The 25,447-nt window shown below is 69.6% G+C and carries 19 protein-coding genes; 14 read left to right on the forward strand and 5 right to left on the reverse strand.

Features of this window, described 5'->3' with window-relative positions; all coding sequences use genetic code 11:
• Positions 1–9: 9 nt before the first annotated feature.
• Together KDK82_RS21650 and KDK82_RS21655 are read left to right on the forward strand one after the other, a co-directional pair.
• Positions 10–2,259 carry a methyl-accepting chemotaxis protein gene (locus KDK82_RS21650; protein ID WP_012203504.1) on the forward strand — a complete coding sequence of 750 codons (2,250 nt, stop codon included), beginning with the start codon at positions 10–12 and terminating at the stop codon, positions 2,257–2,259.
• 50 nt (positions 2,260–2,309) lie between these two features.
• Positions 2,310–8,684 carry an Hpt domain-containing protein gene (locus KDK82_RS21655; protein WP_088166161.1) on the forward strand — a complete coding sequence of 2,125 codons (6,375 nt, stop codon included), beginning with the start codon at positions 2,310–2,312 and terminating at the stop codon, positions 8,682–8,684.
• Positions 8,685–8,747: 63 nt separating this feature from the next.
• Here KDK82_RS21655 and KDK82_RS21660 read toward each other — a convergent pair whose 3' ends face one another.
• Positions 8,748–10,229 carry a deoxyribodipyrimidine photo-lyase gene (locus KDK82_RS21660; protein WP_088166162.1) on the reverse strand — a complete coding sequence of 494 codons (1,482 nt, stop codon included), beginning with the start codon at positions 10,227–10,229 and terminating at the stop codon, positions 8,748–8,750.
• Between the two features lie 24 nt (positions 10,230–10,253).
• Between KDK82_RS21660 and KDK82_RS21665 the strand changes: the two genes are divergently transcribed.
• From KDK82_RS21665 to KDK82_RS21695, 7 genes are all read left to right on the forward strand, one after another.
• Positions 10,254–10,853, forward strand: a complete 600-nt coding sequence (locus tag KDK82_RS21665) for a YqgE/AlgH family protein (protein WP_012203507.1) — start codon at positions 10,254–10,256, stop codon at positions 10,851–10,853.
• Entirely contained in the window at positions 10,850–11,308 is a 459-nt protein-coding gene (gene ruvX, locus KDK82_RS21670; RefSeq protein ID WP_012203508.1) for a Holliday junction resolvase RuvX, read from the forward strand. The genes KDK82_RS21665 and ruvX overlap by 4 nt, the downstream gene beginning before the upstream one ends.
• Entirely contained in the window at positions 11,305–11,823 is a 519-nt protein-coding gene (gene pyrR / locus KDK82_RS21675; RefSeq protein ID WP_012203509.1) for a bifunctional pyr operon transcriptional regulator/uracil phosphoribosyltransferase PyrR, read from the forward strand. Before ruvX ends, pyrR begins: the two co-directional genes overlap by 4 nt.
• Positions 11,824–11,825: 2 nt before the next feature.
• On the forward strand, positions 11,826–12,788 hold the full coding sequence (locus KDK82_RS21680; protein ID WP_012203510.1) for an aspartate carbamoyltransferase catalytic subunit: 963 nt from the start codon (positions 11,826–11,828) through the stop codon (positions 12,786–12,788).
• 78 nt (positions 12,789–12,866) lie between these two features.
• Entirely contained in the window at positions 12,867–14,162 is a 1,296-nt protein-coding gene (locus tag KDK82_RS21685) for a dihydroorotase (protein WP_063327162.1), read from the forward strand.
• Positions 14,163–14,326: 164 nt separating this feature from the next.
• Complete coding sequence (locus tag KDK82_RS21690) at positions 14,327–15,076, forward strand: 1-acyl-sn-glycerol-3-phosphate acyltransferase (protein WP_088166358.1); 750 nt, start codon at positions 14,327–14,329, stop codon at positions 15,074–15,076.
• A gap of 14 nt (positions 15,077–15,090) precedes the next feature.
• Positions 15,091–15,567 (forward strand): GNAT family N-acetyltransferase, encoded by a 477-nt coding sequence (locus KDK82_RS21695; protein ID WP_088166163.1) that lies wholly within the window; start codon positions 15,091–15,093, stop codon positions 15,565–15,567.
• A gap of 12 nt (positions 15,568–15,579) precedes the next feature.
• On the opposite strand, the gene KDK82_RS21700 is transcribed toward KDK82_RS21695, so the two are convergent.
• From KDK82_RS21700 to KDK82_RS21715, 4 genes are all read right to left on the reverse strand, one after another.
• A complete protein-coding gene (locus KDK82_RS21700; RefSeq protein WP_034390623.1) occupies positions 15,580–15,966 on the reverse strand; it encodes a DUF1987 domain-containing protein in 387 nt (128 codons plus the stop codon).
• Positions 15,967–16,003: 37 nt separating this feature from the next.
• Complete coding sequence (locus tag KDK82_RS21705) at positions 16,004–16,636, reverse strand: DUF6272 family protein (protein ID WP_034390625.1); 633 nt, start codon at positions 16,634–16,636, stop codon at positions 16,004–16,006.
• A complete protein-coding gene (locus KDK82_RS21710; protein ID WP_088166164.1) occupies positions 16,633–18,006 on the reverse strand; it encodes a SpoIIE family protein phosphatase in 1,374 nt (457 codons plus the stop codon). Before KDK82_RS21710 ends, KDK82_RS21705 begins: the two co-directional genes overlap by 4 nt.
• A 97-nt stretch (positions 18,007–18,103) precedes the next feature.
• On the reverse strand, positions 18,104–19,201 hold the full coding sequence (locus KDK82_RS21715) for an ABC transporter ATP-binding protein (RefSeq protein ID WP_088166359.1): 1,098 nt from the start codon (positions 19,199–19,201) through the stop codon (positions 18,104–18,106).
• A gap of 212 nt (positions 19,202–19,413) precedes the next feature.
• Here KDK82_RS21715 and KDK82_RS21720 point away from each other — a divergent pair, with 212 nt between their 5' ends.
• The 5 genes from KDK82_RS21720 (at position 19,414) to arsC (ending at position 25,446) form a co-directional block, all read left to right on the forward strand.
• Positions 19,414–21,060, forward strand: a complete 1,647-nt coding sequence (locus tag KDK82_RS21720; RefSeq protein WP_088166165.1) for an iron ABC transporter permease — start codon at positions 19,414–19,416, stop codon at positions 21,058–21,060.
• A gap of 57 nt (positions 21,061–21,117) precedes the next feature.
• Entirely contained in the window at positions 21,118–22,026 is a 909-nt protein-coding gene (locus KDK82_RS21725; RefSeq protein WP_012203519.1) for a LysR family transcriptional regulator, read from the forward strand.
• Positions 22,027–22,137: 111 nt separating this feature from the next.
• Positions 22,138–23,523 carry an 8-oxoguanine deaminase gene (locus KDK82_RS21730; RefSeq protein WP_088166166.1) on the forward strand — a complete coding sequence of 462 codons (1,386 nt, stop codon included), beginning with the start codon at positions 22,138–22,140 and terminating at the stop codon, positions 23,521–23,523.
• Between the two features lie 206 nt (positions 23,524–23,729).
• The gene (locus KDK82_RS21735) at positions 23,730–25,046 is read left to right on the forward strand and encodes a nucleobase:cation symporter-2 family protein (protein ID WP_013804016.1); all 1,317 of its coding nucleotides are present in this window, start codon (positions 23,730–23,732) and stop codon (positions 25,044–25,046) included.
• Positions 25,047–25,077: 31 nt separating this feature from the next.
• Positions 25,078–25,446 (forward strand): arsenate reductase (glutaredoxin), encoded by a 369-nt coding sequence (gene arsC, locus KDK82_RS21740; RefSeq protein ID WP_013804015.1) that lies wholly within the window; start codon positions 25,078–25,080, stop codon positions 25,444–25,446.
• Position 25,447 lies beyond the last annotated feature (1 nt).

A 25,447-nucleotide genomic window follows, 5' to 3' on the forward strand; every position in this document is an offset into this window, starting at 1 on the left:
GGTCGTCCCATGTCATTCTTGCAACGTCTTGCAAATCGCTTCCAACGCAAGCCGGCCGACTCCGGCTCGGGCGCGGACAACAGCATGCTCGGAGACACCGTCTCCCAGGATATGTACGCACTCGATGCGTCCATGACCGTGCAGGGCGCGCCCGACGCCATGCCGGGCGACGCCGGCGCAGTCCTGGACCAGGAAACGGTGGTCCTGCCGCTGCTGGGCCGCGCGCCTGCCGCGCGCCACCAGCGCACGCTGTCCACGCTGCTGGGCGTTTCCGTGCTGGCCCTGGTGCTGGCGGCGGCATGGGCTCTGCGCCAGGCGGACGGCTCGGCACAGCAGCTGGCCGCCACCGGCCAGGCCCTGATGCAGTCGCAGCGCCTTGCCAAGTCGGTGTCGCAGGCGCTGACCGGCGCGGCACCTTCGTTTGCGGACGTGCAAGACAGTGCGGGCGTGCTGGCGCGCAACGTGCGCGCCCTCACCTCGGGCGATGACTCCATGGGCGTGCGCCCGCTGGGCGGCGCCTACGCCGACGAGCTGGGCCAGATCATGCCGCTGATGGAGCGCGCCGAGCAAAGCGCCAAGGTGGTGATGGAGCAAAAGCAGATCCTGACCCAGGTCGGCGACGCGCTGCGCACCATCAACCGCCAGTCCTCGGATCTGCTGGAGATCGCCGAAACCATCTCCTCGCTCAAGCTGCAGCAGGGCGCCAGCCCCGCCGAGATCTCGGCCGCAGGCCAGCTGGTGATGTTGACCCAGCGTATCGGCAAGTCGGCCAACGAATTCCAGACCGCCGAAGGCGTGAGCCCCGAGGCCGTGTTCCTGCTGGGCAAGGACTTGAACTCGTTCAAGGAAATCTCCGAAAGCCTGCTGGGCGGCAGCAGCGAACTGCGCCTGCCCCCCACGCGCGACGCCCAGACCCGCGAGCAGATCGAGGCACTGATCAAGCTCTACGAAGAGACCCGCACCGAGGCCAGCGCCATTCTGGGCAACCTGCAGGGCCTGGTCTCCGCACGCGAGGCACAGACCGCCATCAACGCCGACAGCGAACCGCTGCGCCGCCAGCTGGAAGACCTGCAGACCAAGCTGCAAAGCGGCGCCGGCATCGGCTCGCTGCCCATGGGCCTGCTGGCCCTGGCCACCGTGCTGGTGCTGCTGTGCGGCGTGGGCCTGTCCCGCGTGCAGCTGCTCGACAGCCGTCTGCGCCAGGAAGCTGCCGAACGCCGCCAGGAAGAGTCGCGCGTGCAGGAGCATGAAGCCAAGCGCATCAACGACGCCAACCAGGCCGCCATTTTGCGTTTGATGAACGAGTTGCAGTCGGTGGCCGAGGGCGATCTGACGCAGGAAGCGACCGTGACCGAGGACATCACCGGCGCCATCGCCGACTCGGTGAACTACACGGTGGAAGAGTTGCGCGCCCTGGTGGGCAGCGTGCAGAACACGGCAACGCGCGTGGCGCAGACCACGGCCGAGGTGGATGCCAACTCCACCGAGCTGCTGGCCGCATCGACCGAACAGCTGCGCGAGATCCGCGAAACCGGCCGCTCCGTGCTGGACATGGCAGGCCGCATCAACGAGGTCTCCACGCAGGCGCAGGAATCTGCCCAGGTGGCGCGCCAGTCGCTGGAAGCTGCGGATCTGGGCCTGAAGGCCGTGCAGAACGCCATCGGCGGCATGAACTCCATCCGCGACCAGATCCAGGAAACCTCCAAGCGCATCAAGCGGCTGGGCGAATCCTCGCAGGAGATCGGCGAAATCACCGAGCTGATTTCCGACATTACCGAGCAGACCAACGTGCTGGCGCTGAACGCCGCCATCCAGGCCGCATCGGCCGGTGAAGCCGGTCGCGGCTTCTCGGTGGTGGCCGAAGAAGTGCAGCGCCTGGCCGAACGCTCGGCTGACGCGACGCGCCAGATCGCGGCGCTGGTGAAGGCGATTCAGACCGACACCCAGGATGCCGTGGCCGCCATGGAGCGCTCCACCCAGGGTGTGGTCGAGGGGGCCCGCCTGTCCGACTCCGCCGGCACCGCACTGACCGAGATCGACTCCGTGTCGCGCCATCTGGCCGAGCTGATCGAGCTGATCTCCTCGTCCACCTCGCGCGAAGCCGTTCTGGCCAACGACGTGGCCGAGAACATCCAGCACATTTTCGCGGTGACCGAGCAGACGGGCGAAGGCACGCGCACCACGGCACAGCAGGTGCGCGAACTCTCACACATGGCCGAGGAACTGCGCCAGTCGGTGGCGCGTTTCAAGATTGCCTGACCCGGTCCAACATAGCTATGCACAGGCCCTAGGGGCTTGGGGAACTGTCCATGTCAGTGGTTGACGAATCGCAAACGGGCGCGGCGCAGGCCGCGCACACCGAACAGGACCTGGGCCCGCTGGCCTGGGTGCTCGATGAGCTGCGCAAGTCGCTGGAAGGGGCGAGCAAGGCGGTGGCCCGTTTCGTGCGCGATGCCGATGCGGCACGCGCCTCGGACCTTGAGGAGCTTGACACCTCGGCCCTGCGCATCGCCCGCCAGCAACTGCACCAGGCCTGCGGCGCCCTCGAAATGGTGGGCCTGGGCTCTCCGGCCCTGGTGCTGCGCGGCATGGAAAGCGCCGTGCAGCGCTTTGTGCAGCGCCCCGAGCTGTGCACCGACCAGGCCGCCGCCACGCTGGAGCGCGCCAGCTTCGCGCTCATCGAATACCTGGAAACCGTGCTGGCCGGCAAGACCGTCTCGGCCGTGGCCCTGTTTCCCCAATACCGTGACACCCAGGCGCTGGCCGGCAACGACAAGGTGCACCCTGCCGACCTGTGGCCTGCCGAGCGCCGCGCGCGCGAGCCCGAGTGGGCGCGCCAGCCCGAGCCGCTGGCCTACGGCCCCGATGCCCGGGCCCTGCTCGACGGCGTGGTGCTGCGCATGGTCAAGAGCGACGACCGCGAGGCCGCCGCCCAGATGCGCGACCTGTGCCTGCGCTTTGCCGTGGGCCAGACCGAGGATGTCACCGCGCGCAGCTTCTGGAAGGTGGCGGCCGGCTTCTTCGACGCGCAGTCGCGCGGGATGATCGTGGTCGACCTGTACGTCAAGCGCATGGCCTCGCGCGTGCTCATGCAGTACGCGGCCATGGCCAAGGGCGACCGCACGCCGCCTGCGCGGCTGCTGCAGGACCTGCTGTTTTTCTGCGCCCAGGCCCGCCCTGCCGAGCAGGCTGGCGCCGCCCTGCAGGCGGTGCGCCAGGCCTACGGCATGCAGGCCCAGCCCCAGGTGGACTACCAGCAGACACGCTTTGGCCGCTACGACCCGGCGGTGCTGGTGCAGGCGCGCAAGCGCATCACCACGGCAGCCGATACCTGGTCCGCCCTTGCCGGCGGCGATCGTGCCCGCACCAAGACCGTGGTGGACCAGTTCGCCCAGGTGGCCGAATCCCTGGTCAAGCTGCACCCGGCCAGCCATGGCCTGGCGCGGATGCTGATCAAGGTGGCCGAAACCGTGGCCCGCATCGGCGAGCCGCCACCGGCCGAACTGGCCATGGAAGTGGCAACCTCCGTGCTCTACCTGCAGGCGGCCTTTGCCACCATGGACATGGGCGACGAGGAATTGGCCGAGCAGTCCGCCAACCTGGTCCAGCGCCTGGAGGAATCCCTGCAGGGCGCGCCCGCGCGTCCGCTGGAGCCCTGGATGGAGGAGCTGTACCGCCAGGCCAGCGACCACCAGACCATGGGCTCGGTCGTGGGCGAGCTGCGTGCCACGCTGGCCGAGGCCGAGCGGCACCTGGACCAGTATTTCCGCAATCCTGCCGATGCCACCGTGCTGGCACCCGTCTCGGGCCAGATGGCGCAGATGCGCGGCGTGCTGTCCGTGCTGGGCCTGGACCAGGCCACGCAGGCCATGCAGCGCATGCGCGAGACCGTGGAACGGCTGGTGCTGGGTGAGATCGACGACGCAGAGCGTCCCCAGGTGTTCGAGAAACTGGGCAACAGCCTGGGCGCCATGGGCTTTCTGATCGACATGCTGAGCTACCAGCGCAGCATGGCGCGCAAGCTCTTCGTCTATGACGAGGCCGAAGGCGGCCTGCGCATCCTCATGGGCCGTCGCGGCCACCGGGCCGATGATGCGGGCAAGGCGCCCGAGCAACTGCCGGCCCTGGACACCGCCGCCGTGCCGCCGCAGCGCGAAGCCGTTGCCGTGGCCCAGCCGCTGCCCGTGCCGCAGGACGCCATCGCCGAGCCGCAATTTGCCGCGCCCTCCACGCCGCCCCCGCCGCCCCCGGCTCCCGTGGACATCGCGACCGAGCCGCTGGCGCAGCCCGCGGCCGCCGAGCAGGACGCGCTGGCCGATGCCGCGGAACTGGCGCAATTCGCCAAGGCCCTCGAAGCGCCGGCCGAGCCGGTCTTCCAGCTGGACCAGTCCCTGGCCGAGCCAGAGCCCGCAGCCGAATCTGCGCCTGAAGCCGTCTCTGAATTCGTCTCTGCATCCGTGTCCGAGCCCGTGCCCCCGCCGGCCGGCCTGTCGGTCTCGGAAGAAGACTCGGACGACGAACTGCTAGGCATCTTCCTGGAAGAGGCCCGCGAGGTGGTGGACAACGGCCTGCAGGCCCTGCGCGCCCTGGCCGACGAGCCGGGCAACCTCAGCGAGCAGACCACGCTGCGCCGCGCCTTCCATACGCTCAAGGGCAGTTCGCGGATGGTGGGCCTGGATGAATTCGGCGAAGCCGGCTGGGCCATGGAGCAGATGCTCAACGCCTGGCTGGCCGAGCAAAAGGCCATGCCCCAGCCCATGCAGGAGCTGGCCAGCGATGCGCTGCGCGCCTTTGGCGCCTGGGCCTCGGCCATAGAGCGCCACCAGGCCGACGCCTGGCAGGCCACGCCTTTCCGCGCTGCGGCCGATGCCATGCGCCTGGAAGGCCTGCGCGCCGACGTGGCCCTGGTGCCGCGCACACCGCGTGCCGAGCCCCTCGCACAGCCCGAACCCGAACTCGAGCCCGCACCCGCTACCGCCGCAATCGAGGAAGTCGCGCCCGTGGCCCAGGAGCCGCAGGCAGAACACCTGGATGCGCCCGAGCAGGCCACGCCCGTCCAGCCCGTCCAGCCCGTCCAGACCTCTGGCGAGCTGGACTTTGCGCTGGACTTCGACCTGCTGGAGCCGGACCCCCAGCCTTCGGCTGCCGCGCCTCAGGAGTCGCTGGAGACATTGACGCCGCAAGCCGCCGAGGCGCCTGCCGAACTGGCCACCGACGCCGTCGAGGAACTGGACTTTGCGGCCTTCGAAGCCGCCATGCGCGACAGCGAGCAGGAGGCCCTGGCCGTCGTCGCGGGCGACCCGCCCGCGCTGCCCGAGGCCGCCGCCATCGAAGCCGAAGCCATCGAGGCCGAAGCTGAAAGTGAAACTGAAACACCGCAAGCCGCCGTGCCCCTGGCTCCTTTCGAGGGGCTGGACCTGGATCTGGGCCTGACACCGGCAGCCGCACCCGCCGAAGCGATCGAGATGATCGCGGTGCCAGAAACGGTTGAGGCGGTTGAAGCGGTTGAAGCAACCGACGCAGTCGAGTCGGTCACGGCGCCCGAGGTGCCCGAGGCAGAAACCCCGCAGGCCGAAGAGTCCGGCGACGAGGATCTGTCCGGCATCGACGCCGATGGCTTCAAGGTCGTGGATGGCCTGCGCATCAGCGCGCCGCTGTACAACGTCTACCTCAACGAGGCCGACGAATGGTCGCGCCGCCTGGACCTGACGCTGCAGCAATGGGCGACCGAGCCCGGCGAGCCCGTGCCCGACGACGCCGTCGCCTTTGCGCATTCGCTGGCCGGAAGCTCGGCCACCGTGGGCTTCAAGGCCTTGTCGGACCTGGCGCGCCTGCTGGAACATACGCTGACCCATCTGCAGCCGCAGCGCTGTGGCACGCCCGACCAGGTTGCCGCCTGCGTGGCGGCCTCCGACGAAGTGCAGCGCCTGCTGCACCAGTTCGCCGCCGGTTTCCTCAAGACGCCCCAGCCGGGCGTGGAAGAAGCCCTGCAGGCCCTTCTGGCGCTGGACATCGAGGCCGCAGACGCGCCGGACAGCCGCCTGGACGCGCTGGAGCAACTGGACCAACTGGACCAGCTGGAGCCTCAGGACGCCAGCGATGGCACGGACGCCGTGCTCGACGCCGGTGCCCAGGCGCAGACACCGTCGGTGGCGCCCCTGGCCTACTCCATGCGCCCCCTGGTCAACGATGCGCGCCACGAAGCCGAGCTGCAGCGCCGCATAGACGAGGCCATCGCCCATGCCGTGGCCGTGGGCAGCGACCTGGACGATGACATCGATGCGCTGGACGAGGTCGATCCCGACCTGTTCCCCATCTTCGAGGAAGAGGCCATCGAGCTGCTGCCCCGCCTGGGCGCCGCGCTGCGCCGCTGGCATGGCCGGCCCTCGCTGGACGAGGCGCGCCACGAAACCCTGCGCGCCCTGCACACGCTCAAGGGCAGTGCCCGGCTGGCGGGCGCCATGCGCCTGGGCGAGATGGCCCACCGCCTTGAATCTGCCGTGGAGCGGGTCGATGGCGAATCTCCGACCGCCGAGCAGATCGAGCCCTTGCTGGGCAGCTTCGACGCGCTGCAGGCCGGCTTCGACGTGCTACGCGTGGCCGGTGAGCAGGCGCAGGAAGCGCCGCTGGACCTGGGCGATGAAATCTCCCTCGACGAGCCCGCAGCGGCTGCGGCCTCCGACGCATCGGCAGCGGCTGGATCACCGGCGGCTGCGGCCCCTGTGCCAGCGCCTGTCACTGCGCCGCTGCGCGCCGGAGCCCAGCAGACGGTACGCGTGCGCGCCCAGCTGCTGGACCGCCTGATCAGCCAGGCCGGCGAGGTGCTGATTGCGCGCTCGCGTGTCGATGCGCGCCTGGCCCAGGCCCGTGGCTCGCTGGACGAGCTGGCCGGCAACCTGGAGCGCCTGCGCATGCAGCTGCGCGACATCGAGGTCCAGGCCGAGAGCCAGATGCAGTCGCGCCTGGCCCTGTCCAAGGACTCGGCCGTGGGCTTCGACCCGCTGGAGTTCGACCGCTTCACGCGCGTGCAGGAACTCACCCGCATGATGGCCGAGTCGGTCAACGACGTGGCCACCGTGCAGCGCAACCTGCAGCGCGACATGGCCGGCGCCGAGGACGACCTGGTCGCCCAGGGCCGCCAGGCCCGCGAGTTGCAGCGCGACCTGCTGCGCACGCGCATGGTGGAGTTCGACTCCCTGGCCGAGCGCCTGTACGCCGTGGTCCGCCAGACCTCCAAGGAGATGGGCAAGCAGGTGCGGCTGAACATCCTGGGCGGCACCATTGAAATGGACCGGGGCATGCTGGACCGCATGATGCCGGCCTTCGAGCACTTGCTGCGCAACTGCGTGGCCCACGGCATCGAGTCGCCCGAGCAGCGTGCCGCCGCAGGCAAGCCCGCCATGGGCACCATTGAAATCATCCTGAGCCAGGAGCGCAACGACGTGGCGCTGTCGGTGGAGGACGATGGCGCCGGCCTGAACCTGCAGCGCATCCGCGACAAGGCCGTGGCCCAGGGCCTGTGGCCCGAGGACCAGACGCTGACGGAGCAGGACGCCGGCCGCCTGATCTTCGAGCCCGGCTTCACCACGGCCACCGAGGTGACCGGCGTGGCCGGGCGCGGCATCGGCATGGACGTGGTGCGCTCCGAAGTCAACGCGCTGGGCGGCCGCATCGAAACCCACAGCGAGGCGGGCCGGGGCAGTGCCTTCCGCCTCGTGCTGCCGCTGACGACCGCCGTCACCCAGGTGGTCATGCTGCGCGCAGGCCAGTTGCTGGTCGGCGTGCCCGCCAGCCTGGTGGAAATCGTGCGCCGCGCGCCGCTGGAGCTGCTGCAGCAGGCCTATGCAAGCCACAGCTTCGAAGACGGCAGCGAGACCCTGCCGTTCTACTGGGCCGGCGCGCTGTGGCAGTCCTCGCTGCGCAGCGAGGAAACCGTGGGCCGTACCCGGCCCGTGGTCATCCTGCGCAGCGCGGCGCAGCGCATTGCGCTGCACGTGGACGAAGTGCTGGGCAACCAGGAAGTGGTGATCAAGAACCTCGGCCCCCAGCTGGCCCGCCTGCCCGGCCTGACCGGCATGTCGGTGCTGGCCTCGGGCGCCGTGGTGCAGATCTACAACCCCGTGGCGCTGGCCAACGTCTATGGCGACGAGGTGCGCGCCCGGACCGAAGAGGCCGAGCGCGCCGCAGGCCAGGGCGACGGCGAAGCCGTGCTGGCCAGCGCAGGGCCGGCCTCGGTGCCGCTGGTGCTGGTGGTGGACGACTCCATCACCGTGCGCCGCGTCACCCAGCGCCTGCTGCAGCGCGAAGGCTACCGCGTGGCCCTGGCGGCCGACGGCCTGCAGGCCATGGAGCGCCTGGCCGAGGAACGCCCCACCCTGGTGCTGTCCGACATCGAGATGCCGCGCATGGACGGCTTCGACCTGCTGCGCAACATCCGCGCCGACGAGGCCCTGCGCGACCTGCCCGTGGTCATGATCACCTCGCGCATCGCCCAGAAGCACCGCGAGATGGCGCGCCAGCTGGGAGCCAACCACTACCTGGGCAAGCCCTACTCGGACGAGGAACTGCTGGGCCTGATCCAGCACTACTCCCTGCAGGGCGGCAGCATCAGCGGCGGCCCGCTGGCGCCGCAGTCGCTGCAGGCGCAGCAGGTGGACAGCGAGCCCCTGGGCGAAGGGGCCTGAAGGCTGGTGGCCTGAACAAAAAAGAGCAGCATCCGCTGCTCTTTTTTTATTCCAGCAGGTTTTTCAGCCGGCCTGCTTGACCACGCCGTAGCGGGCCAGCGTGCGCTCGCGCGCGGCTGCGTGGTCCACCACGGGATGGGGGTAGTCCGTGCCCAGCACCACGCCGGCCTCGGCCAGCTCCAGCGGCCGGGCCTGCCAGGGCGCGTGGCGCAGCGCGGCGGGCAGGCGGGCCAGCTCGGGCACGTAGCGCTCGATGAAGCGCGCGTCGGCATCGAACTTCTGGCTTTGCGTGATGGGGTTGAAGATGCGGAACCAGGGCTGGGCGTCGCAGCCCGTGGAGGCCGCCCACTGCCAGCCGCCGTTGTTGGCCGCCAGGTCGAAGTCGTTGAGCTGGCGCGCAAACCAGGCTTCGCCCCGGCGCCAGTCTATGCCCAGATCCTTGACCAGGAAGCTGGCCGCCACCATGCGCAGCCGGTTGTGCATGTAGCCCGTGGTGTTGAGCTGGCGCATGGCGGCATCGACCAGCGGATAGCCGGTGCGGCCCTCGCACCAGGCGGCGTACAGCGCATCGGCCTCGGGGCCGGTATCCCACACGATGGCGTCGTAGGCGGGCTTGAAGCTGGCGTGCACCACGTGCGGATGGTGGGCCAGGATCTGGAAATAGAAGTCGCGCCAGATCAGCTCGGACAGCCAGGTGGCGGCGCCCTCGGCATCATGGGGCTGGCTCTGCGTCTGCTCCCAGGCCAGCCTTGCCAGGCGGCGGATGGAGACCGTGCCAAAGCGCAGGTGCACGCTCAGGTAGCTGGGGCCCTTGACGGCGGGAAAGTCTCGCGCCTGCTTGTAGCGCGGCAGGCGCGGCAGGAAGTCGGCCAGCAGTTCCTCGGCGCCAGCGCAGCCCGTGGGCAGGCGCAGGCCGTCCAGCGTGCCGGCCTCAAAGCCCAGGTCGGCTGCGGTGGGCACGGGGCGGCGCTCGCCTTCGGGGCGCGGGGCCAGGCGCTCGGGCAGGTCGCGCTCGCTGGGATAGGCGGACAGGAAGAAGGGCGTGATCTGGCGCAGCCAGGCGTTCTTGTACGGGGTGAACACCGAGAACGGCGCGCCGGCCTGGGTCAGCACCTCGTCGCGCGCAAAGACCATGTGGTCCTTGAAGCTGTGCAGGGCCACGCCCTCGGCAGCCAGTGCGTGGCGCACGCGGGCGTCGCGGGCCAGGGCGTCGGGCTCGTCGTCCCAGTTGCAGAACACGGCCTGGGCGCCGAGCTGCCGGGCCAGGTCCGGGATCTGCTCTGCGGGCTGGCCGCGGCGCACGATGAGGCCGGTGTCGGCGCGGCCCGAGGCCTCGCGCAGCGCATCGTCCAGCCCGCTCAGGCTCTGGCAGATGAACTCCACGCGCCGGTCTGCACGGGGCAGGGGGGCGAGGATGTCGTCGTCGAAGATGAACACGCAATGCACCTGCCTGCACTGGCGCAGCGCGTGGTAGAGGGCGGCGTGGTCGGCCAGGCGCAGGTCGCGCCGCAGCCAGACCAAGCCCACAGGGTAAGAAGGTGGCATGGATCGCCGGTAAAATCCGTGGTTATGTCTGCTGAAACTGCGCCTATCAATCTGACGCACCACTTCCTGATTGCCATGCCTGGCCTGGAAGACGAAGCGTTCTCGCGCAGTGTGATCTACCTGTGCGAACACAGCGAGCGCGGTGCGCTCGGTCTGATTATCAACAAGCCCTCGCAGCTTACGCTGGAAGGCTTGCTGGAAAAGGTGGATCTGGCCCTGGGCCGCGAGGACCTTCGCGGCAACCGTGTCTTCAACGGCGGACCCGTGCAGACCGATCGCGGCTTTGTGCTGCACGACCCCATGGTCATCGAAGGCGCGCCCGACGACGAGTCCGCCTACGCCTCGACCATGACCATTCCCGGCGGCCTGGAGATGACTACCTCCAAGGACGTGCTCGAAGCCCTGTCCGACGGCGCAGGCCCCAAGCGCCTGCTGGTCACCCTGGGCTATGCGTCCTGGGGCGAGGGACAGCTGGAGTCGGAGCTGGCCGAAAACGCCTGGCTCACGGTGGGCGCCGACGCCAACGTCATCTTCGACACCCCGGTCGACGACCGCTATGACCGCGCCCTGGGCCTGCTGGGCCTGCAGCGCTGGATGATCTCGCCCGAAGCGGGGCGCGCATGAGCCTGCCCGCTCCCGAGTCCCAGGCAGCAGCGGCAGCCGGCACGGCCGTGCCGCCCACCGTTCCCTCCCATTTCCAGAGTTTCGTGGCCTTCGACTTCGGGGCCAAGCGCACGGGCTGCGCCGTGGGCACGCGCATGCTGCGCTCGGCCAACCCGCTGCCCACCATCCGCGCCGAGGCCGGCGAGGCCCGCCTGGCCCAGGCCGGTGAGCGCATCAAGGAGTGGCAGCCCGATGCGCTGGTCATCGGCGTGCCCTACCACCCCGACGGCAATGCGCACGAGAACACGGCGCGGGCGAAGAAATTCGGCCGCCAGCTCAAGAGCCGCTTCGGCCTGCCTGTCTACGAGGTGGACGAGCGCTACAGCACCACCGAGGCCCTGGCCGGTGGCGCAAGGGATGCCGATGCGGCCTCGGCCTGCATCATTCTTGAACAGTTTTTGAGGAGTCTTCCATGAGTGAAACCATTGCGGGAGCCGGCAGCCTGGTGCTGGACGCCGAGGCCCTGTACCGCGAACTGCTGCGCGGCGTGCGCAGCCTCATGGGGCCTGAAACCCGCCTGGCCGGCATCACCTCGGGCGGCGCCTGGCTGGTGGAGCGGCTGCACAAGGACCTGAACCTGCCCGGCAACCCCAGCGTGCTGTCCTCGGCCCTGCACCGCGACGACTTCGCGCAGCGCGGCATGGCCACCAGCGCCCAGACGCAGATCGACTTTGACGTGAACGGCGCCGACATCCTGGTGCTGGACGACGTGCTCTACACCGGCCGCACCGTGCGCGCCGTGCTCAACGAACTCTATGACTACGGCCGCCCGGCCTGCGTGCGCCTGGCGGTGCTGGTGGACCGGGGCGGGCGCGAGTTGCCCTTCCAGGCCGACTTTGCCGCCGCGCGCATCGCGCTGCCGGCCGACCGCCTGCTGTCGCTGGCGCGCGATGACGCCGGCGTCTTCCAATTCCGCATCCAAGAGGCCTGACCGTGCTGTACAAGCGCAATCCCCAGCTCAACAAGAACGGCGAACTGATCCACCTGCTGTCCACCGAAGGACTGTCCAAGGACATCCTCACCCACATCCTGGACACGGCGGCCAACTTCGTCAGCGTCAATGACCGCGAGGTCAAGAAGGTGCCGCTGCTGCGCGGCAAGAGCGTGTTCAACCTGTTCTTCGAGAACAGCACGCGCACGCGCACCACGTTCGAGATCGCGGCCAAGCGCCTGTCGGCCGACGTGTTCAACCTGGACATCGCGCGCAGCTCGGCCAGCAAGGGCGAGTCGCTGCTGGACACCATCGCCAACCTCTCGGCCATGGCCGCCGACATCTTCGTCGTGCGCCACAGCGAGTCGGGCGCGCCCTACCTCATCGCCCAGCATGTGGCGCCCCATGTCCACGTGGTCAATGCCGGCGACGGCCGCCACGCCCACCCCACGCAGGGGCTGCTGGACATGTACACCATCCGCCACTACAAGAAGGACTTCGCCAACCTGCGCGTGGCCATCGTGGGCGATGTGCTGCATTCGCGCGTGGCGCGCTCCGACATCCATGCGCTGACCACGCTGGGCGCGGCCGAAGTGCGCGTCGTCGGCCCGCGCACCCTGGTGCCGCCGGACCTGGCGCAGATGGGCGTGCGCGTCTTCCACACGCTGGAAGAGGGCATCCGGGACTGTGACGTGATCATCATGCTGCGCCTGCAGAACGAGCGCATGAGCGGCGCCCTGCTGCCGTCCAGCCAGGAATACTTCAAGAGCTTCGGCCTCACGGCCGAGAAGCTGCGCCTGGCCAAGCCGGACGCCATCGTCATGCACCCGGGACCCATCAACCGCGGCGTGGAGATCGACTCCGAAGTCGTCGATGGCCCGCAGGCCGTGATCCTGTCGCAGGTGTCCTTCGGCATCGCGGTCCGCATGGCCGTCATGTCCATCGTCGCCGGCAACGAGGCTTGAGCCTCCACACACGCAAATGTTTTTGATCGCCGCAGGCCGCAGCCCATGCGCCGCCTGCGGTCTACGGGGTAGCAAACCATGAAGATACTCATCCGCAACGGCCGAGTGATGGACCCGGCACGGGGCCTGGACCAGCAGGCCGACGTGGCCATCGACGGCGGCAAGGTGCTGGCCATCGGCAAGGCGCCCGAGGGATTTGCCGCAGAACGCGAGATCGATGCCGCCGGCTGCTGGGTGCTGCCGGGCCTGGTCGATCTGGCCGTGCGCCTGCGCGAGCCCGGCCACGAGCACGAAGGCATGCTGCAGTCCGAGATGGCTGCATCGGTGGCCGGTGGCGTGACCAGCCTGGTCTGCCCGCCCGACACCGATCCCGTGCTCGACGAGCAGGGCCTGGTGGAGATGCTCAAGTTCCGCGCCGAGAAGCTGCACCAGTCGCGCCTGTTCCCGCTGGGCGCGCTGACGCTGGGCCTCAAGGGCGAGGTGTTGACCGAGATGGCCGAGCTGACCGAGTCCGGCTGCATCGGCTTCAGCCAGGCCGAAGTGCCCATGACCAGCACCCAGACCCTGCAGCGCGCGCTGGCGTATGCGGCCACCTACGGCTACACCGTGTGGCTGCGCCCGCAGGAGCTGTACCTGGGCAAGGGCGTGGCCGCCAGCGGCCCGCTGGCCACGCGCATGGGCCTGTCCGGCGTGCCCGTGGCGGCCGAGACGATTGCCCTGCACACCATCTTCGAGCTGATGCGCGGCACCCAGGCACGCGTGCACCTGTGCCGCCTGTCCAGCGCCGCAGGCGTGGAACTGGTGCGCCGTGCCAAGGCCGAAGGCCTGCAGGTCACGGCCGACGTGTCCATCAACTCGCTGCACCTGACCGATACCGATATCGGCTACTTCGACAGCAGCGCGCGCGTCACGCCGCCGCTGCGCCAGCAGCGCGACCGCGATGCGCTGTCTGCCGCGCTGGCCGATGGCACCATCGACGCCCTGGTCTCCGACCACACGCCCGTTGATGAAGACGCCAAGGTCCTGCCCTTTGCCGAGGCCGAGCCCGGCGCCACGGGCGTGGAGCTGCTGCTGTCGCTGGCCGTCAAGTGGTCGCAGGAAAGCGGTGTGCCCCTGAGCCGCGCACTGGCCGCCATCACGGCATCGCCCGTGCAGGTGCTGGGATCGGCGCTGGGCGAGTTGCAGGAGCAACTGGGCCGTCTGGCCGAGGGCGGCGTGGCCGACCTGTGCATCGTCGATCCGCAGGCGGCCTGGACCGTGAAGCCCCAGGAGCTGGCCAGCCAGGGCAAGAGCACGCCCTTCGGCGGCTACGAGCTGCCGGCCCGTGTGCGCTGCACGCTGGTCGATGGCCGCGTGGCATTCGAACGCCGCTGAAATGAAGCGCCCCCTGAGTCGCTCCGCGACTTCCCCCTCTCTACTCGCTACGCGAGGGAGGGGGACGACACCCTCGGGGCGGGGCGGCCCTTCCTCGGTGTCCCTGAGATGGGGCGTGCCTGTTTCACGAGCATGGGCGTTGCCAAACGCTCTGAATGGCTGAAATGAAATGCTTGCGTAATGGAGGGCGCGCCACGCTGCGCGCAGCGCGCCTGTTCGGCCATGTGTGCAAGGGGCTGTGGATCGTGGCCCTGCGCTTTCCGCAGCTGCCCGAGGCGCGCCAGCACGCCCATGTGCAGGCCTGGGCCCTGCAGTTGCTGGCCCATGCGGGCGTGCGCCTGGATATCCAGGGCGAGCCGCCGCGCCAGGGCCCCATGCTCATGGTCAGCAACCATATTTCCTGGCTCGACATTCCCGTGCTGCATGCGGCGCGGCACTGCCGCTTCATCTCCAAGTCCGACGTCAAGGGCTGGCCGCTGATCGGCACGCTGGCCACGGCGGCGGGCACGCTGTACATCGAGCGCACCTCGCGCCGCGATGCCCGGCGCATGGTGCAGAGCATGGAGGAATCCCTGCAGCGCCGCGAGATCCTGGCCATCTTCCCGGAAGGCACGACGGGCGACGGCCGCAAGCTGCTGCCCTTTCATGCCAATTTGCTGCAGGCGGCCGTGCAGATCGATGCGCCCGTGCTGCCCGTGGGCCTGCGCTTCATCGACGGCGCTACCGGCCAGATCAGCCACGCGCCCAGCTATGAGGGCGATGAAACCCTGCTGGGCTCCATCTGGCGCACGCTGTGTGCTGACGACCTGGTGGCCGTCGTCCACTATGGCCAGCCGCAGACGGCCGAAGGCCGCGACCGCCGCGTCTGGGCCCAGGACCTGCATGCCGAGGTGGACCGGCTGCGCCAGGCCTGAACGCTGCCAGCGACATGACAGACACCCTCACGCTCCGGCCCTCGCGGCCTGATGACCTTCCGGCCCTGAACGCCGTTCTCTGGGCCACCTACGAGAGCACCTGGAAGCCCCAGCTGACGGCGGACAAGCATGCGCAGTTCTGCGCCTCCGGCAAGACCGGGCAGTACGTGCAGTCGCGCGGCCACCTGTTCTGGGTGGCCGAGTGCGATGGCGTGGTCGCCGGCTTCGCGGACTGGGTGGACGACTTCATCGGCGCCCTGCATGTGCTGCCGGCCTGGCAGGGGCGCGGCGTGGGCCGTGCGCTGCTGGCCCATGCCGAGCAGGCTTTGCGCGCCGCCGGCCACGCCCAGGTGCGCCTGGAGACCGACAGCTTCAACACCCAGGCCCTGGGCTTTTACACGGCGCAGGGCTACGCCACGCTGGACACCTATCCCGACGAGGAATGGGACTGCGGCCTGACCACGGTGCTCATGGGCAAGCCGCTGGCCTGAAAGGCCGGCCCCTCAGTTGCTGTAGGGCTGTCGCTCCAGCACCAGGTTGGCGAAGTCCTCCACCAGGTCGGCACCCAGTTCCTCGATGGCGTCGTCTTCCTCGTCGAAGGCCCAGAGCACGCGGATGTCCGTGCCCTTGCTGCCTGCATGGTCGAGCAGCTCGAACAGCGAGCGCAGCCCCATGGTCGATGCGCTGTTGATGTACTGCAGCTTCACCTCGGCCACGAAGCGTGCGGGCTGGCTGGCCTCTAAGTACTGGCCCAGCATGGCCAGCAGGGGGGTGAAGAAGGGCAGCGGGTTTTCTGGATAGCACTCGCCTTCGATGCGCAAAAGCTGCTCGGCCGGCGAGAAGACCACTTCGGGCGTGACGGAAGTGCGTTCGGATTTCAGTGCTTGCATGGCGGCGTCATTCGGATTCGGGAAGGGGTCCCGGCGCTCAGATCAGCGCCTTGACGTGGAACACGGCATGGGGCGCGGTATCTGCGGCGTCCTCTCCCGTGGCGATGTGGTACTGCAGCGGTGCCGAGGCGTCGCGCGCAATGGTCAGCCAGCCCAGGCCCGCGCCGCGGCTGATGTCATCGCTGGCGCTGTGGTCGGTGTTGTGCAGCTGGGCCTTGTAGGCGGCCTTGATTTCGGGGTGGCTCATGGCGCGCACGGCATCCAGCTTGGCGGCCAGGCGCGGCACATGTTCGCGGCGCACGGCGTTGCTGCAGGCAATCCAGAAGCGCGCCTGTGCCTGATCGGCCCCCGCGTCCGGGGCACCGGCCGGTGCATCGATGCGGCCCACGCCGATGGCGCCCTGCGCCACGGGTTCGCCGAGTGCCTGGCTGGCTCCGGCGTCAGAGGCAGGCAGCGGCGCCGCGTAGTGCAGCACGTTCTGCGCCATCTCGATGAAGGTGGAAAACAGCTTGCGCTTGGCGCTGCTCGATCCATCCTCGCTGGCCAGCCGGCACTTGAGCGTGTCGGCTGCCGCCTGGATCACGTTGGGGTTGAAGGTGCCCGCGTAGTACAGCAGCAGGCCGTTGTGCTCGGCCTGGGCGCGCAGGTGCGCGAATTCCGACGGGCTCATGGCTGCAGGGCCTGGTTGCGCCACACCAGCAGCGAGACATCGTCGCGGCGGCGCTGCGTGCCCTGCCACTGGGCAAAGGCCTGCCGGAATTCGGCGCAGGCCTGGGCGGCGGGGCGGTCGTGCTGCTCGTGCAGGAAGCGCGCCAGGCGCTTTCTGCCATGGGCGATCTGGCGCGGGCCGCCCAATTGGTCGATGACGCCATCGGTGGCCACCATCAGCAGCGAGCCGGGCGCGACCTCCAGCTCCTGCGTGCTCCAGGCCGCGTCGTCGGGCGTGGTCGCATAGCCTATGCCCAGCTTGTCGCCGGCATGGATCTGCACCTGGGCCGCCTCCTGCACGCCGGGCGGCGCCACCAGCAGGTCCAGCCGGGCCGAGGCAAAGCGCAGTTGCGTGCCGCAGGGCGACTGCAGGAACAGCGCGGCGTCCAGGCCGTCGCTGGAGGCTTTTTCGGCGGGCAGGCCATCGGCGGGCGCTGCCGGTGCGCCCCAGGCGGGCTGGACGTCGCGGCTGCGCTGCTGCAGCACGCGCTTGATGTAGCGGTTCATCTGGCCCAGCAGGGCGCCGGGGTCGATGGCGGCGCCGGTGCCGATACCTGCAGGCGCCACGGCCTGTTCGAGAAAGGACAGCGCAATCAGCGTCATGAAGGCGCCCGGCACGCCGTGGCCCGTGCAGTCGAACATGCAGCCCAGCAGGCCCTGCGGTGTGGCGCGGAAGAAATACGCATCGCCGCCCACCACGTCGCGCGGCTCCCACAGCAGGCCGTGGTCTGCAAGCTGGCTGGCGAGCACGCGGTCGGATTCGACCAGGTGCGAGCGCTGGATCAGGCTGGCGTAGTCGATGCTGGCCATGAGCTGGCGCGTCTTGTCGGCCTCGATGTCGGACATGGCGGCCATCAGCGCGTGGCCCGTGCCTATGCCTGCGTAGCGGCCTTCCTCCACGGTGATGAAGCCGTCCTTGAGCACGCGGCTGCCGCTGGCCAGCGCCTGCTGCACCAGCTGGTCGATGGGCAGGCCGTCCGCCACCACCATGGGCGCGGTGTCGGTGAATACCAGGCAGCTGCGGCGGCCGAACACGTCGCGCGCAAAGGGCCGCGCGTACTGCTCCATGAAGCGCTGGCGGTTGATCAGGCCCAGCGGCCGGTCATCGGCCACCACGGCCAGGGTTTCGAGCATGGGCTGCTCGCTGAACAGCCGGTGCACATCCTCGTTGCTGGCCTCGGGGGGGATCGGTGCCGTGGGCTGGCTGAGCTGCCCTGCGCGCGCCACAAGGCGCGGTGCGGCGGGCGCCGGGGCCAGCGCGGGAACGGGTGCAGGGTCAGGTAGGTGATCCGCTGCGGGGTGCTGCGTGGAGGAGGGGTCCAGAGCAAACATGGGGTGGCCTTGAATTGTCACAAGATGTGACTGATTCTGGGTTCCACCCGTGACCGTCGAATGACAAAGCCCGGACGGCGCGGCGGACGCCGCTGGTTCAGGCTGCAGCGGACTGCGGGGCGCCCTGTGTTTCTCGCGGGAAGGCGACCACGTGATTCATGTCGAGCCGGATCCCCACCCACTCGCCCACCGCATGGTCGTGGTGGCTGGGCACATGGGCCATCACGCTGTGGCCGCTGGCCAGTTCCAGCGTGTAGAGGAACTCCGAGCCGCGAAACGCCTTGCGCAGGATGCGCGCCTGCACGGGCGAGGCATCGTCGTGCACCACATCGTCGGCGCGCAGCAGCACATCGCATTCGCCGCCCGGGAACTGCGCGGGCAGCGGGCAGGTGGCCGGATCGACCAGATCGCCCAGCGCCGTGCGCGCCACCACGCCGCCGGCCCCCGACTGCGCCAGCGTGGCCGGCACGAAGACGCCGTGGCCGATGAAGTCCGCCACGAAGCGCGTGGCAGGGCGGTGGTACAGCGAATAGGCTTCGTCCCACTGCTGCAGCTGCCCCTGGTGGACCACGCCGATCATGTCGCCAATGGCAAAGGCCTCCAACTGGTCGTGCGTGACGAACAGGGCCGTGGCACCTGCGGCCTTGAGGATGCCGCGCACCTCGTGCGCCAGGCGCTCGCGCAGGTCCACGTCGAGGTTGGAGAACGGCTCGTCCAGCAGCATCAGCTGCGGGCTGGGTGCCAGTGCGCGGGCCAGCGCCACGCGCTGCTGCTGGCCCCCTGACAGCTCGTGCGGAAACCTCCCTGCACTGCCGGCCAGGCCCACCAGCTCCAGCACCTCGGCCACGCGCTCGGCTTGGCGCGCCTTGGGAAGATGGTGGATGCCGAAGGCCACGTTGCGGCCCACGTTCAGATGGGGGAACAGCGCATAGTCCTGGAACACCATGCCGATGCGCCGCTGCTCGGGAGGGAGCGAGAAATCCGCGCTGCCCACGAGCTGGCCGTCGATGCGGATCTCGCCGCCGCTCACGGGCTCCAGGCCCGCCACGGCGCGCAGCAGCGTGGTCTTGCCGCAGCCCGAGGGGCCGATGAGCACGCCGATGTCGCCAGCGGCCAGATTCAGCGTGACGCCCTGCACGGCAGGCCTGTCGCGGCCCGGGTAGCGCACCTCGAGTTGGGAGACGGTCAAAAACATGCGGCGATTGTAGAACCGCGCAAATGAATAGAATTCGCATTTGCATTGGCGGGCCAGGGGCATGCCCGGAGCCCGCCGACTCCAGCAGCCTGCAGGCACGTCCGGTCTCGGCGGCACATCGGCCCACAGGCCGGCGGCAGCCGCAGATCCCGGCCCGTTCCATAGCCCGGCAGCCAGATCCTCCCCCTCATCCTCTAGCCGAGACCTCCGCTTTGCGCCGTCTGTCGTCCGTACTCCGCTCCCTTCCCCTGCTATTGCTGGCCCTGGTGCTGATGCTGCCCGTGCTGGCCGTGCTCGGCTCCTGGCTGCCCGTGGGCCAGGGCGATGCCCTGGCCGGCTCCATCCTGCGCGAGATGGCGGCCACCGTGCTGCCCGGCTATCTGTGGACCACGGTCTGGCTGGGCCTGCTGGTGGCGCTGGGCGCGGCCATCGTGGGCACGGGCACGGCGGCGGCCGTGACGCTGTTCGACTTCCGCGGCCGGCGCCAGCTCGAATGGCTGCTGCTGCTACCGCTGGCCATGCCGGCCTATGTCACGGCCTATGCCTATACCGACTTCCTGCAGTTCAGCGGCCCGCTGCAGACCTGGATGCGCGACACCTATGGCCTGGAAGGCCGGCTCCTGCCCGAGGTGCGCAGCCTGGGCGGCGCGGTCTGGGTCTTCATTTTTTCGCTCTACCCGTATGTCTACCTGCTGGCGCGCACGGCGCTGGGCGAGCGCGCCGCGCACCTGATGGAGGCCGCGCGCCTGATGGGCGCGCCGCTATCGCGGCGCATCTGGTCGGTGGCGCTGCCGCTGGCGCGCCCGGCCGTGGCCGCTGGCGTGGCCCTGGTGGTGATGGAGACGCTGGCCGACTTCGGCGTGGTCAGCTATTTCGGCATACAGACCTTCACCACGGGCATCTACAAGGCCTGGTTGTCCATGGACAACCGCATTGCCGCCGCGCAGCTGGCGACCTTCCTGCTGGTGCTGGTGGTGCTGCTGCTGCAGCTGGAGCTGCGCGCCCAGCGGCGCATGCGCTTCGTCACCGGCAGCACGGGCCGCGCCAGCTCGGCCGAGGCGCAGCCGCTGCGCCTGCGCGGCTGGCGCTGCGCGCTGGCGTGGCTGGCGTGCCTGCTGCCCGTGCTCATGGGCTTTGTGGCGCCCGTGTTCTTCATGCTGCGCCCGCTGGCAGCCGACTGGTCGGTGCTGCCCTGGGACCGCTTCCTCGACTGGGCGCTCAACAGCGTGCGCCTGGGCACCATCACCTCGGTGCTGGCCGTGATCATCGCCGTGGCCCTGGCGTTTGCCGTGCGCCGCCACAAGGAGTCGGCCGTCACGCGCGGCGTGGTGCAACTGGCCAGCCTGGGCTATGCGGTGCCGGGCGCCGTCGTCGTCGTCGGCCTGCTGCTGCCCGTGGGCTGGGTGCAGCAGGTGCGGCCCGAATGGGGCTTTGCCGGCCTGGTCACGGCCACCGCCGTGGGCATTGTCTGGGCCTACCTGGTGCGCTTTTGCGCCGTGGCCCTGCAGTCCATGCAAAGCGGCTATGCGCGCATCGCGCCCAGCCTGGACGACTCGGCCCGCATGCTGGGCACGGGCGCCTGGGGCATGCTGTCGCGCGTGCACTGGCCGCTGCTCAGGCGCTCCACGGCGGCGGCGGCGCTGCTGGTCTTCGTCGATGTGATGAAGGAGCTGCCTGCCACCATGGTGCTGCGCCCCTTCAACAGCGACACCCTGGCCGTCGTGGCCTACCAGCTCGCGCGCGACGAACGCCTGGGCGAGGCCGCCCTGCCGTCGCTGGCCCTGGTGCTGGTGGGCCTGATCCCCGTGATCATGCTCAGCCGCACGCTGCGCGCCGAGCGCCCGGGCACTGCCCGCTGAGCCTGCGCTGCCGGGTGCTGCAAAGCGCGGCCCGGCAAACCCCGCTACGCTCGCGCCATGCACGCCAGAGTCCTGCGCTATCTCGACGAAGTGGTCCGCCGCGGTTCCATCCGCAAGGCGGCCGAACATCTGCACGTGGCCCCCACGGCCGTCAACCGCCAGATCCTCGACCTGGAGGCCGAGCTGGGCACGCCCCTGTTCGAGCGCATCCACAAGCGCCTGCGCCTTACCCCGACGGGCGAGATGGTGCTGGCCCATGTGCGCGCCACGCTGCGCGAGCATGCGGCGCTGCGCGAGCGCATTGCCGAACTGCAGGGCGCGCGCAGCGGCGAGATCACCGTGGCCGCGACCACGGGGCTGGCCGGCTCGCTGCTGCCCTCGCTGGTGCATGAATTCCGCCAGCGCCACCCGGGCATCGTGGTGCGCATCATCGACCTGCCCTTGAGCGACATCGCGGCCGCCGTGGAAGGCGGCGACGCCGACCTGGGCCTGGCCTACGACCTGTCCGAACGCCCCGCGCTGCGCGCGCTGGCCACCAGCGAATGGCAGATCGGCGCCATCGTGCCGCCCCGGCATGCGCTGGCGCGCCAATCGTCGGTGCTGCTCAGCGAGTGCATAGGCCATCCGCTCATCCTGCCCGCGCCGCCGCTGTCCATCCGCAGCCTGCTGGACGAAGCCTTTGCGCGCAACGCCATCGAGGTCACGCCCGTGGCCGAATCCACCTCCATGGCCCTGATCCAGCGCCTGGTCATGCTGGGCGAGGGCATCGCCCTGCTCAACCCGCTGGACGTCATGGAAGAGCGCAGTCGCAATGCCCTGGTCTTCGTGCCTTTGCGCGATGCGCATCTGCGGCGGCAGACGCTGGTGCTGACCGGCCGGGCCAGGGGTCAGTTGAGCGCGGCGGGGGAGCTGATGGCCCAGTCCATCGGCCAGGCGCTGGCAAGGCTGTTTGCCGGGGGACGGTGAGTCTTCGGCACTGTCCACTTTTTGTGGACACATCGGGCGGAATTCGGCGCTATCGGCAATGGCTTGTCCTTCCTAGACTGGCGGCTTTTCCATTTCGAAGAAGAGAACGCCATGACCTTGATCGCACTGAACGCCGATGTACTCGTCACCATGGATGCGCAGCGCCGCGAGATCCGCGACGGCGCCCTGGTGGCCGACGGCCCGGCCGTGCAATGGGTGGGCGCCACGGCCGATCTGCCGCCGCAGTACCGCTGCATGGTGGACGACGGCACGGCCCAGGTGCTGGACATGCGCGGCCGCGTGGTCATGCCGGGCCTGGTCAATACGCACCACCACATGTACCAGAGCCTCACGCGCGCCGTGCCGGCCGCGCAGGATGCGGAGCTGTTCTCGTGGCTGACCAACCTGTACATGCTGTGGTCGCACCTCACGCCGGAGATGATCCACGTCTCCACCCAGACCGCCATGGCCGAGCTGATGCTGTCGGGCTGCACCACCACCAGCGACCACCTGTACCTGTATCCGAATGGCGCTCGGCTGGACGACTCCATCGCCGCGGCGCAGCAGATGGGCATGCGCTTTCATGCGGCGCGCGGCTCCATGAGCCTGGGCCGCAGCAAGGGCGGCCTGCCGCCTGACGCGGTGGTGGAGGAAGAGGAAGCCATCCTGCGCGACAGCCTGCGCCTGATCCAGCAGTACCACGACAGCGCACGCCACTCCATGCTGCGCGTGGTGCTGGCGCCATGCTCGCCGTTCTCGGTGACGCGCGAGCTGATGCGCGAGTCCGCCGTGCTGGCACGTGCGCACGGCGTGTCGCTGCACACCCATCTGGCCGAGAACGACAACGACGTCGCCTTCTCTCGCGAGAAATTCGGACTCACTCCCGCGCAGTACGCCGAAAGCCTGGGTTGGGTCGGCCCCGATGTCTGGCATGCCCACTGCGTCAAGCTCGATGCCGAGGGCATTGCGCTGTTCGCGCGCACGGGCACGGGCGTGGCGCATTGCCCGTGCTCCAACATGCGCCTGGCCTCGGGCATCGCACCCGTGCGCACCATGCGCGACGCGGGCGTGCCCGTGGGCCTGGGCGTGGACGGCAGCGCCTCCAACGACGGCGCCCACATGCTGGGCGAGGCGCGCCAGGCCCTGCTGCTGCAGCGCGTGGGCCACGGCCCCGCTGCCATGGGCGCGCGCGAGGCGCTGGAGATCGCCACCCTGGGCGGTGCGCGCGTGCTGGGGCGCGACGACATCGGCGCGCTGGCGCCGGGCATGTCGGCCGACTTCGTGGCCTTCGACATGTCGGGCGTGGGTTACGCGGGCGCGGGCCATGACCCCGTGGCCGCGCTGGTGTTCTGCACGCCCACCGATGTGTCCACCAGCGTCATCAACGGCCGCGTCGTGGTGCGTGACGGCCACCTGCTCACGGCCGACCTGCCGCGCGTGCTGACACGCCACCGCGAGCTGGCCCGCACGCTGTTCGAGCGCGCAGCGGGCCACTGACATATCCCTGCAGCGCGGCAGGCCGGCACCCAGGCTATCGCGGGTGCCGGCGTGCCGCCCTGCGCCATTCCCCCGAAGCATCTCCAGGAGGCTCGAAGACCCGGACAGCACTTTCAGGACCCCCACCCTTTTCCGGCACCACTGCCCCGACATACATACAAGTGCCTCTGAAGAGGCCGACGGCCAGGACACAAGGAGACAAGACAATGGAACAACTGCTTTACAAGGTGGAAGACCGTCCGCCAATGCTCATCACCACGGTCCTTCTGTCGCTGCAGCACCTGCTGGCGGCGCTGGGCGGCATCATCGCCGTGCCCCTGGTCTTCGGCGGGGCGCTCAAGCTGCCGGCCGACCAGATCGTGGCGCTGGTGAATGCAGCGCTGCTGGGCTCGGGCGTGGTCACCATCGTCCAGTGCAGGGGGGTGGGGCCCGTGGGCATACGGCTGCCCTGCGTCATGGGCACAAGCTTCGCCTTCGTGGGCGCGGGCATCAGCGTGGGGCTGGAGCATGGCGTGGCCGGCATCCTGGGCTCCTCGCTGGTAGGGTCGCTGGTGATGATCGTGGGCAGCTACTTCATGCCCGTGATCCGCCGCTTCTTTCCGCACACCGTGACCAGCGTGGTCGTGACCATGATCGGCCTGTCGCTGACCCCCGTCGCCGTGGACTGGGCTGCGGGCGGCGTGGGCCGCAGCGACTACGGCGCGATCGGCCACCTGGCCATCGCCGGCTTCGTGCTGGTGCTGGTGATCGGCTTCGTGCAGTGGGGCAGGGGCATCGTCTCTGCCTCGGCCGTGGTGCTGGGCATCGCCTGCGGCTATGTGCTGTGCCTGGCGCTGGGCCTGATCGACTTCACCCAGGTGAGCGAGGCCGCGGTCTTCGCCATCCCGCAGCCGCTGACCTTCGGCATGACGTTCCCGGTGGCCGGCATCGTCGCCATGTCCATCGCCTTTCTGGTGACCATCGTCGAGACCACGGGCACCTTCATGGCCCTGGGCGCGGCCACGCAGACGCGCATCGACGGCAAGCGCCTGTCCAGCGGCATGCTGTGCGATGGCGTGGGCTCGGCCTTCGCCGCCGTGATGTCCAGCCCTCCGCTGTCCACCTTCGCCCAGAACGTGGGCGTGGTCTCGCTGACCGGCGTGGCCAGCCGCCACGTGGTCATGCTGACGGGCGTCATGCTGCTGCTGGCCGGACTCTTTCCTGTGCTGGGCGCACTGGTGGTGACGATTCCGCAGCCCGTGCTCGGCGGCGCGGGGCTGATGATGTTTGCCATGATCATTTCGGCCGGCATCCGCATGCTCAGCGGCGCCGAGCATTCGCGGCGCGCCAGCCTGATCATCGCGGTCTCGCTGGGCTGCGGCCTGGCGGTCACGGTGCGCCCGGACCTGCTGGCCCGCATGCCTGCCTTCGTGCGCGAAGTCTTCGGCTCGGGCATTACCGTCGGCGCCCTGGTCGCGGTGGGGCTGAACCTGCTGCTGCCCGGCCGCGAGGTCGATGCCCATCCCGAGGAAGCCGTGGCCTGATGCGCATTTTCATGGGCCTACACTGCGGCCCATGAACACCACCGCACCCCGCACCGACATCACCATCTACCACAACAACCGCTGCAGCAACTCGCGCGGCGCGCTGGCCCTGCTGCGCGACAACGGCGTGGAGCCGACCATCGTCGACTACATCGCCCAGCCCCTGGACGCTGCGCAACTGCAGGCCCTGGTCCGGCGGCTGGGCGTGCCCGTGCGCGAGCTGCTGCGCAGCAAGGAAGCCGTCTACACCGAGCTGGGCCTGGGCGATGCATCCGTCAGCGATGAGCAGCTCATCGCCGCCGTGGCCGAGCACCCCGTGCTGCTCAACCGCCCCATCGTCGTCACCCCTAAGGGCGCGGCGCTGTGCCGCCCGCCGGAGAAGGTGCTGGCGCTGATCTGAG

The organism is Delftia sp. K82, assembly GCF_002193035.1.
In the GTDB taxonomy this organism is placed as follows: Bacteria; Pseudomonadota; Gammaproteobacteria; order Burkholderiales; family Burkholderiaceae_C; genus Comamonas; species Comamonas acidovorans.

What these genes read in the sequence shown, in the direction of transcription:
- arsC (WP_013804015.1), top strand. Translation starts at nt 25,078, where the DNA reads ATGAACACCACCGCACCCCGCACCGACATCACCATCTACCACAACAAC.
- pyrR (WP_012203509.1), top strand. Translation starts at nt 11,305, where the DNA reads ATGAGTGAAACCATTGCGGGAGCCGGCAGCCTGGTGCTGGACGCCGAG.
- KDK82_RS21685 (WP_063327162.1), top strand. Translation starts at nt 12,867, where the DNA reads ATGAAGATACTCATCCGCAACGGCCGAGTGATGGACCCGGCACGGGGC.
- KDK82_RS21660 (WP_088166162.1), bottom strand. Translation starts at nt 10,229, where the DNA reads ATGCCACCTTCTTACCCTGTGGGCTTGGTCTGGCTGCGGCGCGACCTG.
- KDK82_RS21690 (WP_088166358.1), top strand. Translation starts at nt 14,327, where the DNA reads ATGAAATGCTTGCGTAATGGAGGGCGCGCCACGCTGCGCGCAGCGCGC.
- KDK82_RS21735 (WP_013804016.1), top strand. Translation starts at nt 23,730, where the DNA reads ATGGAACAACTGCTTTACAAGGTGGAAGACCGTCCGCCAATGCTCATC.
- KDK82_RS21655 (WP_088166161.1), top strand. Translation starts at nt 2,310, where the DNA reads ATGTCAGTGGTTGACGAATCGCAAACGGGCGCGGCGCAGGCCGCGCAC.
- ruvX (WP_012203508.1), top strand. Translation starts at nt 10,850, where the DNA reads ATGAGCCTGCCCGCTCCCGAGTCCCAGGCAGCAGCGGCAGCCGGCACG.
- KDK82_RS21715 (WP_088166359.1), bottom strand. Translation starts at nt 19,201, where the DNA reads ATGTTTTTGACCGTCTCCCAACTCGAGGTGCGCTACCCGGGCCGCGAC.
- KDK82_RS21650 (WP_012203504.1), top strand. Translation starts at nt 10, where the DNA reads ATGTCATTCTTGCAACGTCTTGCAAATCGCTTCCAACGCAAGCCGGCC.
- KDK82_RS21725 (WP_012203519.1), top strand. Translation starts at nt 21,118, where the DNA reads ATGCACGCCAGAGTCCTGCGCTATCTCGACGAAGTGGTCCGCCGCGGT.
- KDK82_RS21705 (WP_034390625.1), bottom strand. Translation starts at nt 16,636, where the DNA reads ATGAGCCCGTCGGAATTCGCGCACCTGCGCGCCCAGGCCGAGCACAAC.
- KDK82_RS21710 (WP_088166164.1), bottom strand. Translation starts at nt 18,006, where the DNA reads ATGTTTGCTCTGGACCCCTCCTCCACGCAGCACCCCGCAGCGGATCAC.
- KDK82_RS21695 (WP_088166163.1), top strand. Translation starts at nt 15,091, where the DNA reads ATGACAGACACCCTCACGCTCCGGCCCTCGCGGCCTGATGACCTTCCG.
- KDK82_RS21665 (WP_012203507.1), top strand. Translation starts at nt 10,254, where the DNA reads ATGTCTGCTGAAACTGCGCCTATCAATCTGACGCACCACTTCCTGATT.
- KDK82_RS21700 (WP_034390623.1), bottom strand. Translation starts at nt 15,966, where the DNA reads ATGCAAGCACTGAAATCCGAACGCACTTCCGTCACGCCCGAAGTGGTC.
- KDK82_RS21730 (WP_088166166.1), top strand. Translation starts at nt 22,138, where the DNA reads ATGACCTTGATCGCACTGAACGCCGATGTACTCGTCACCATGGATGCG.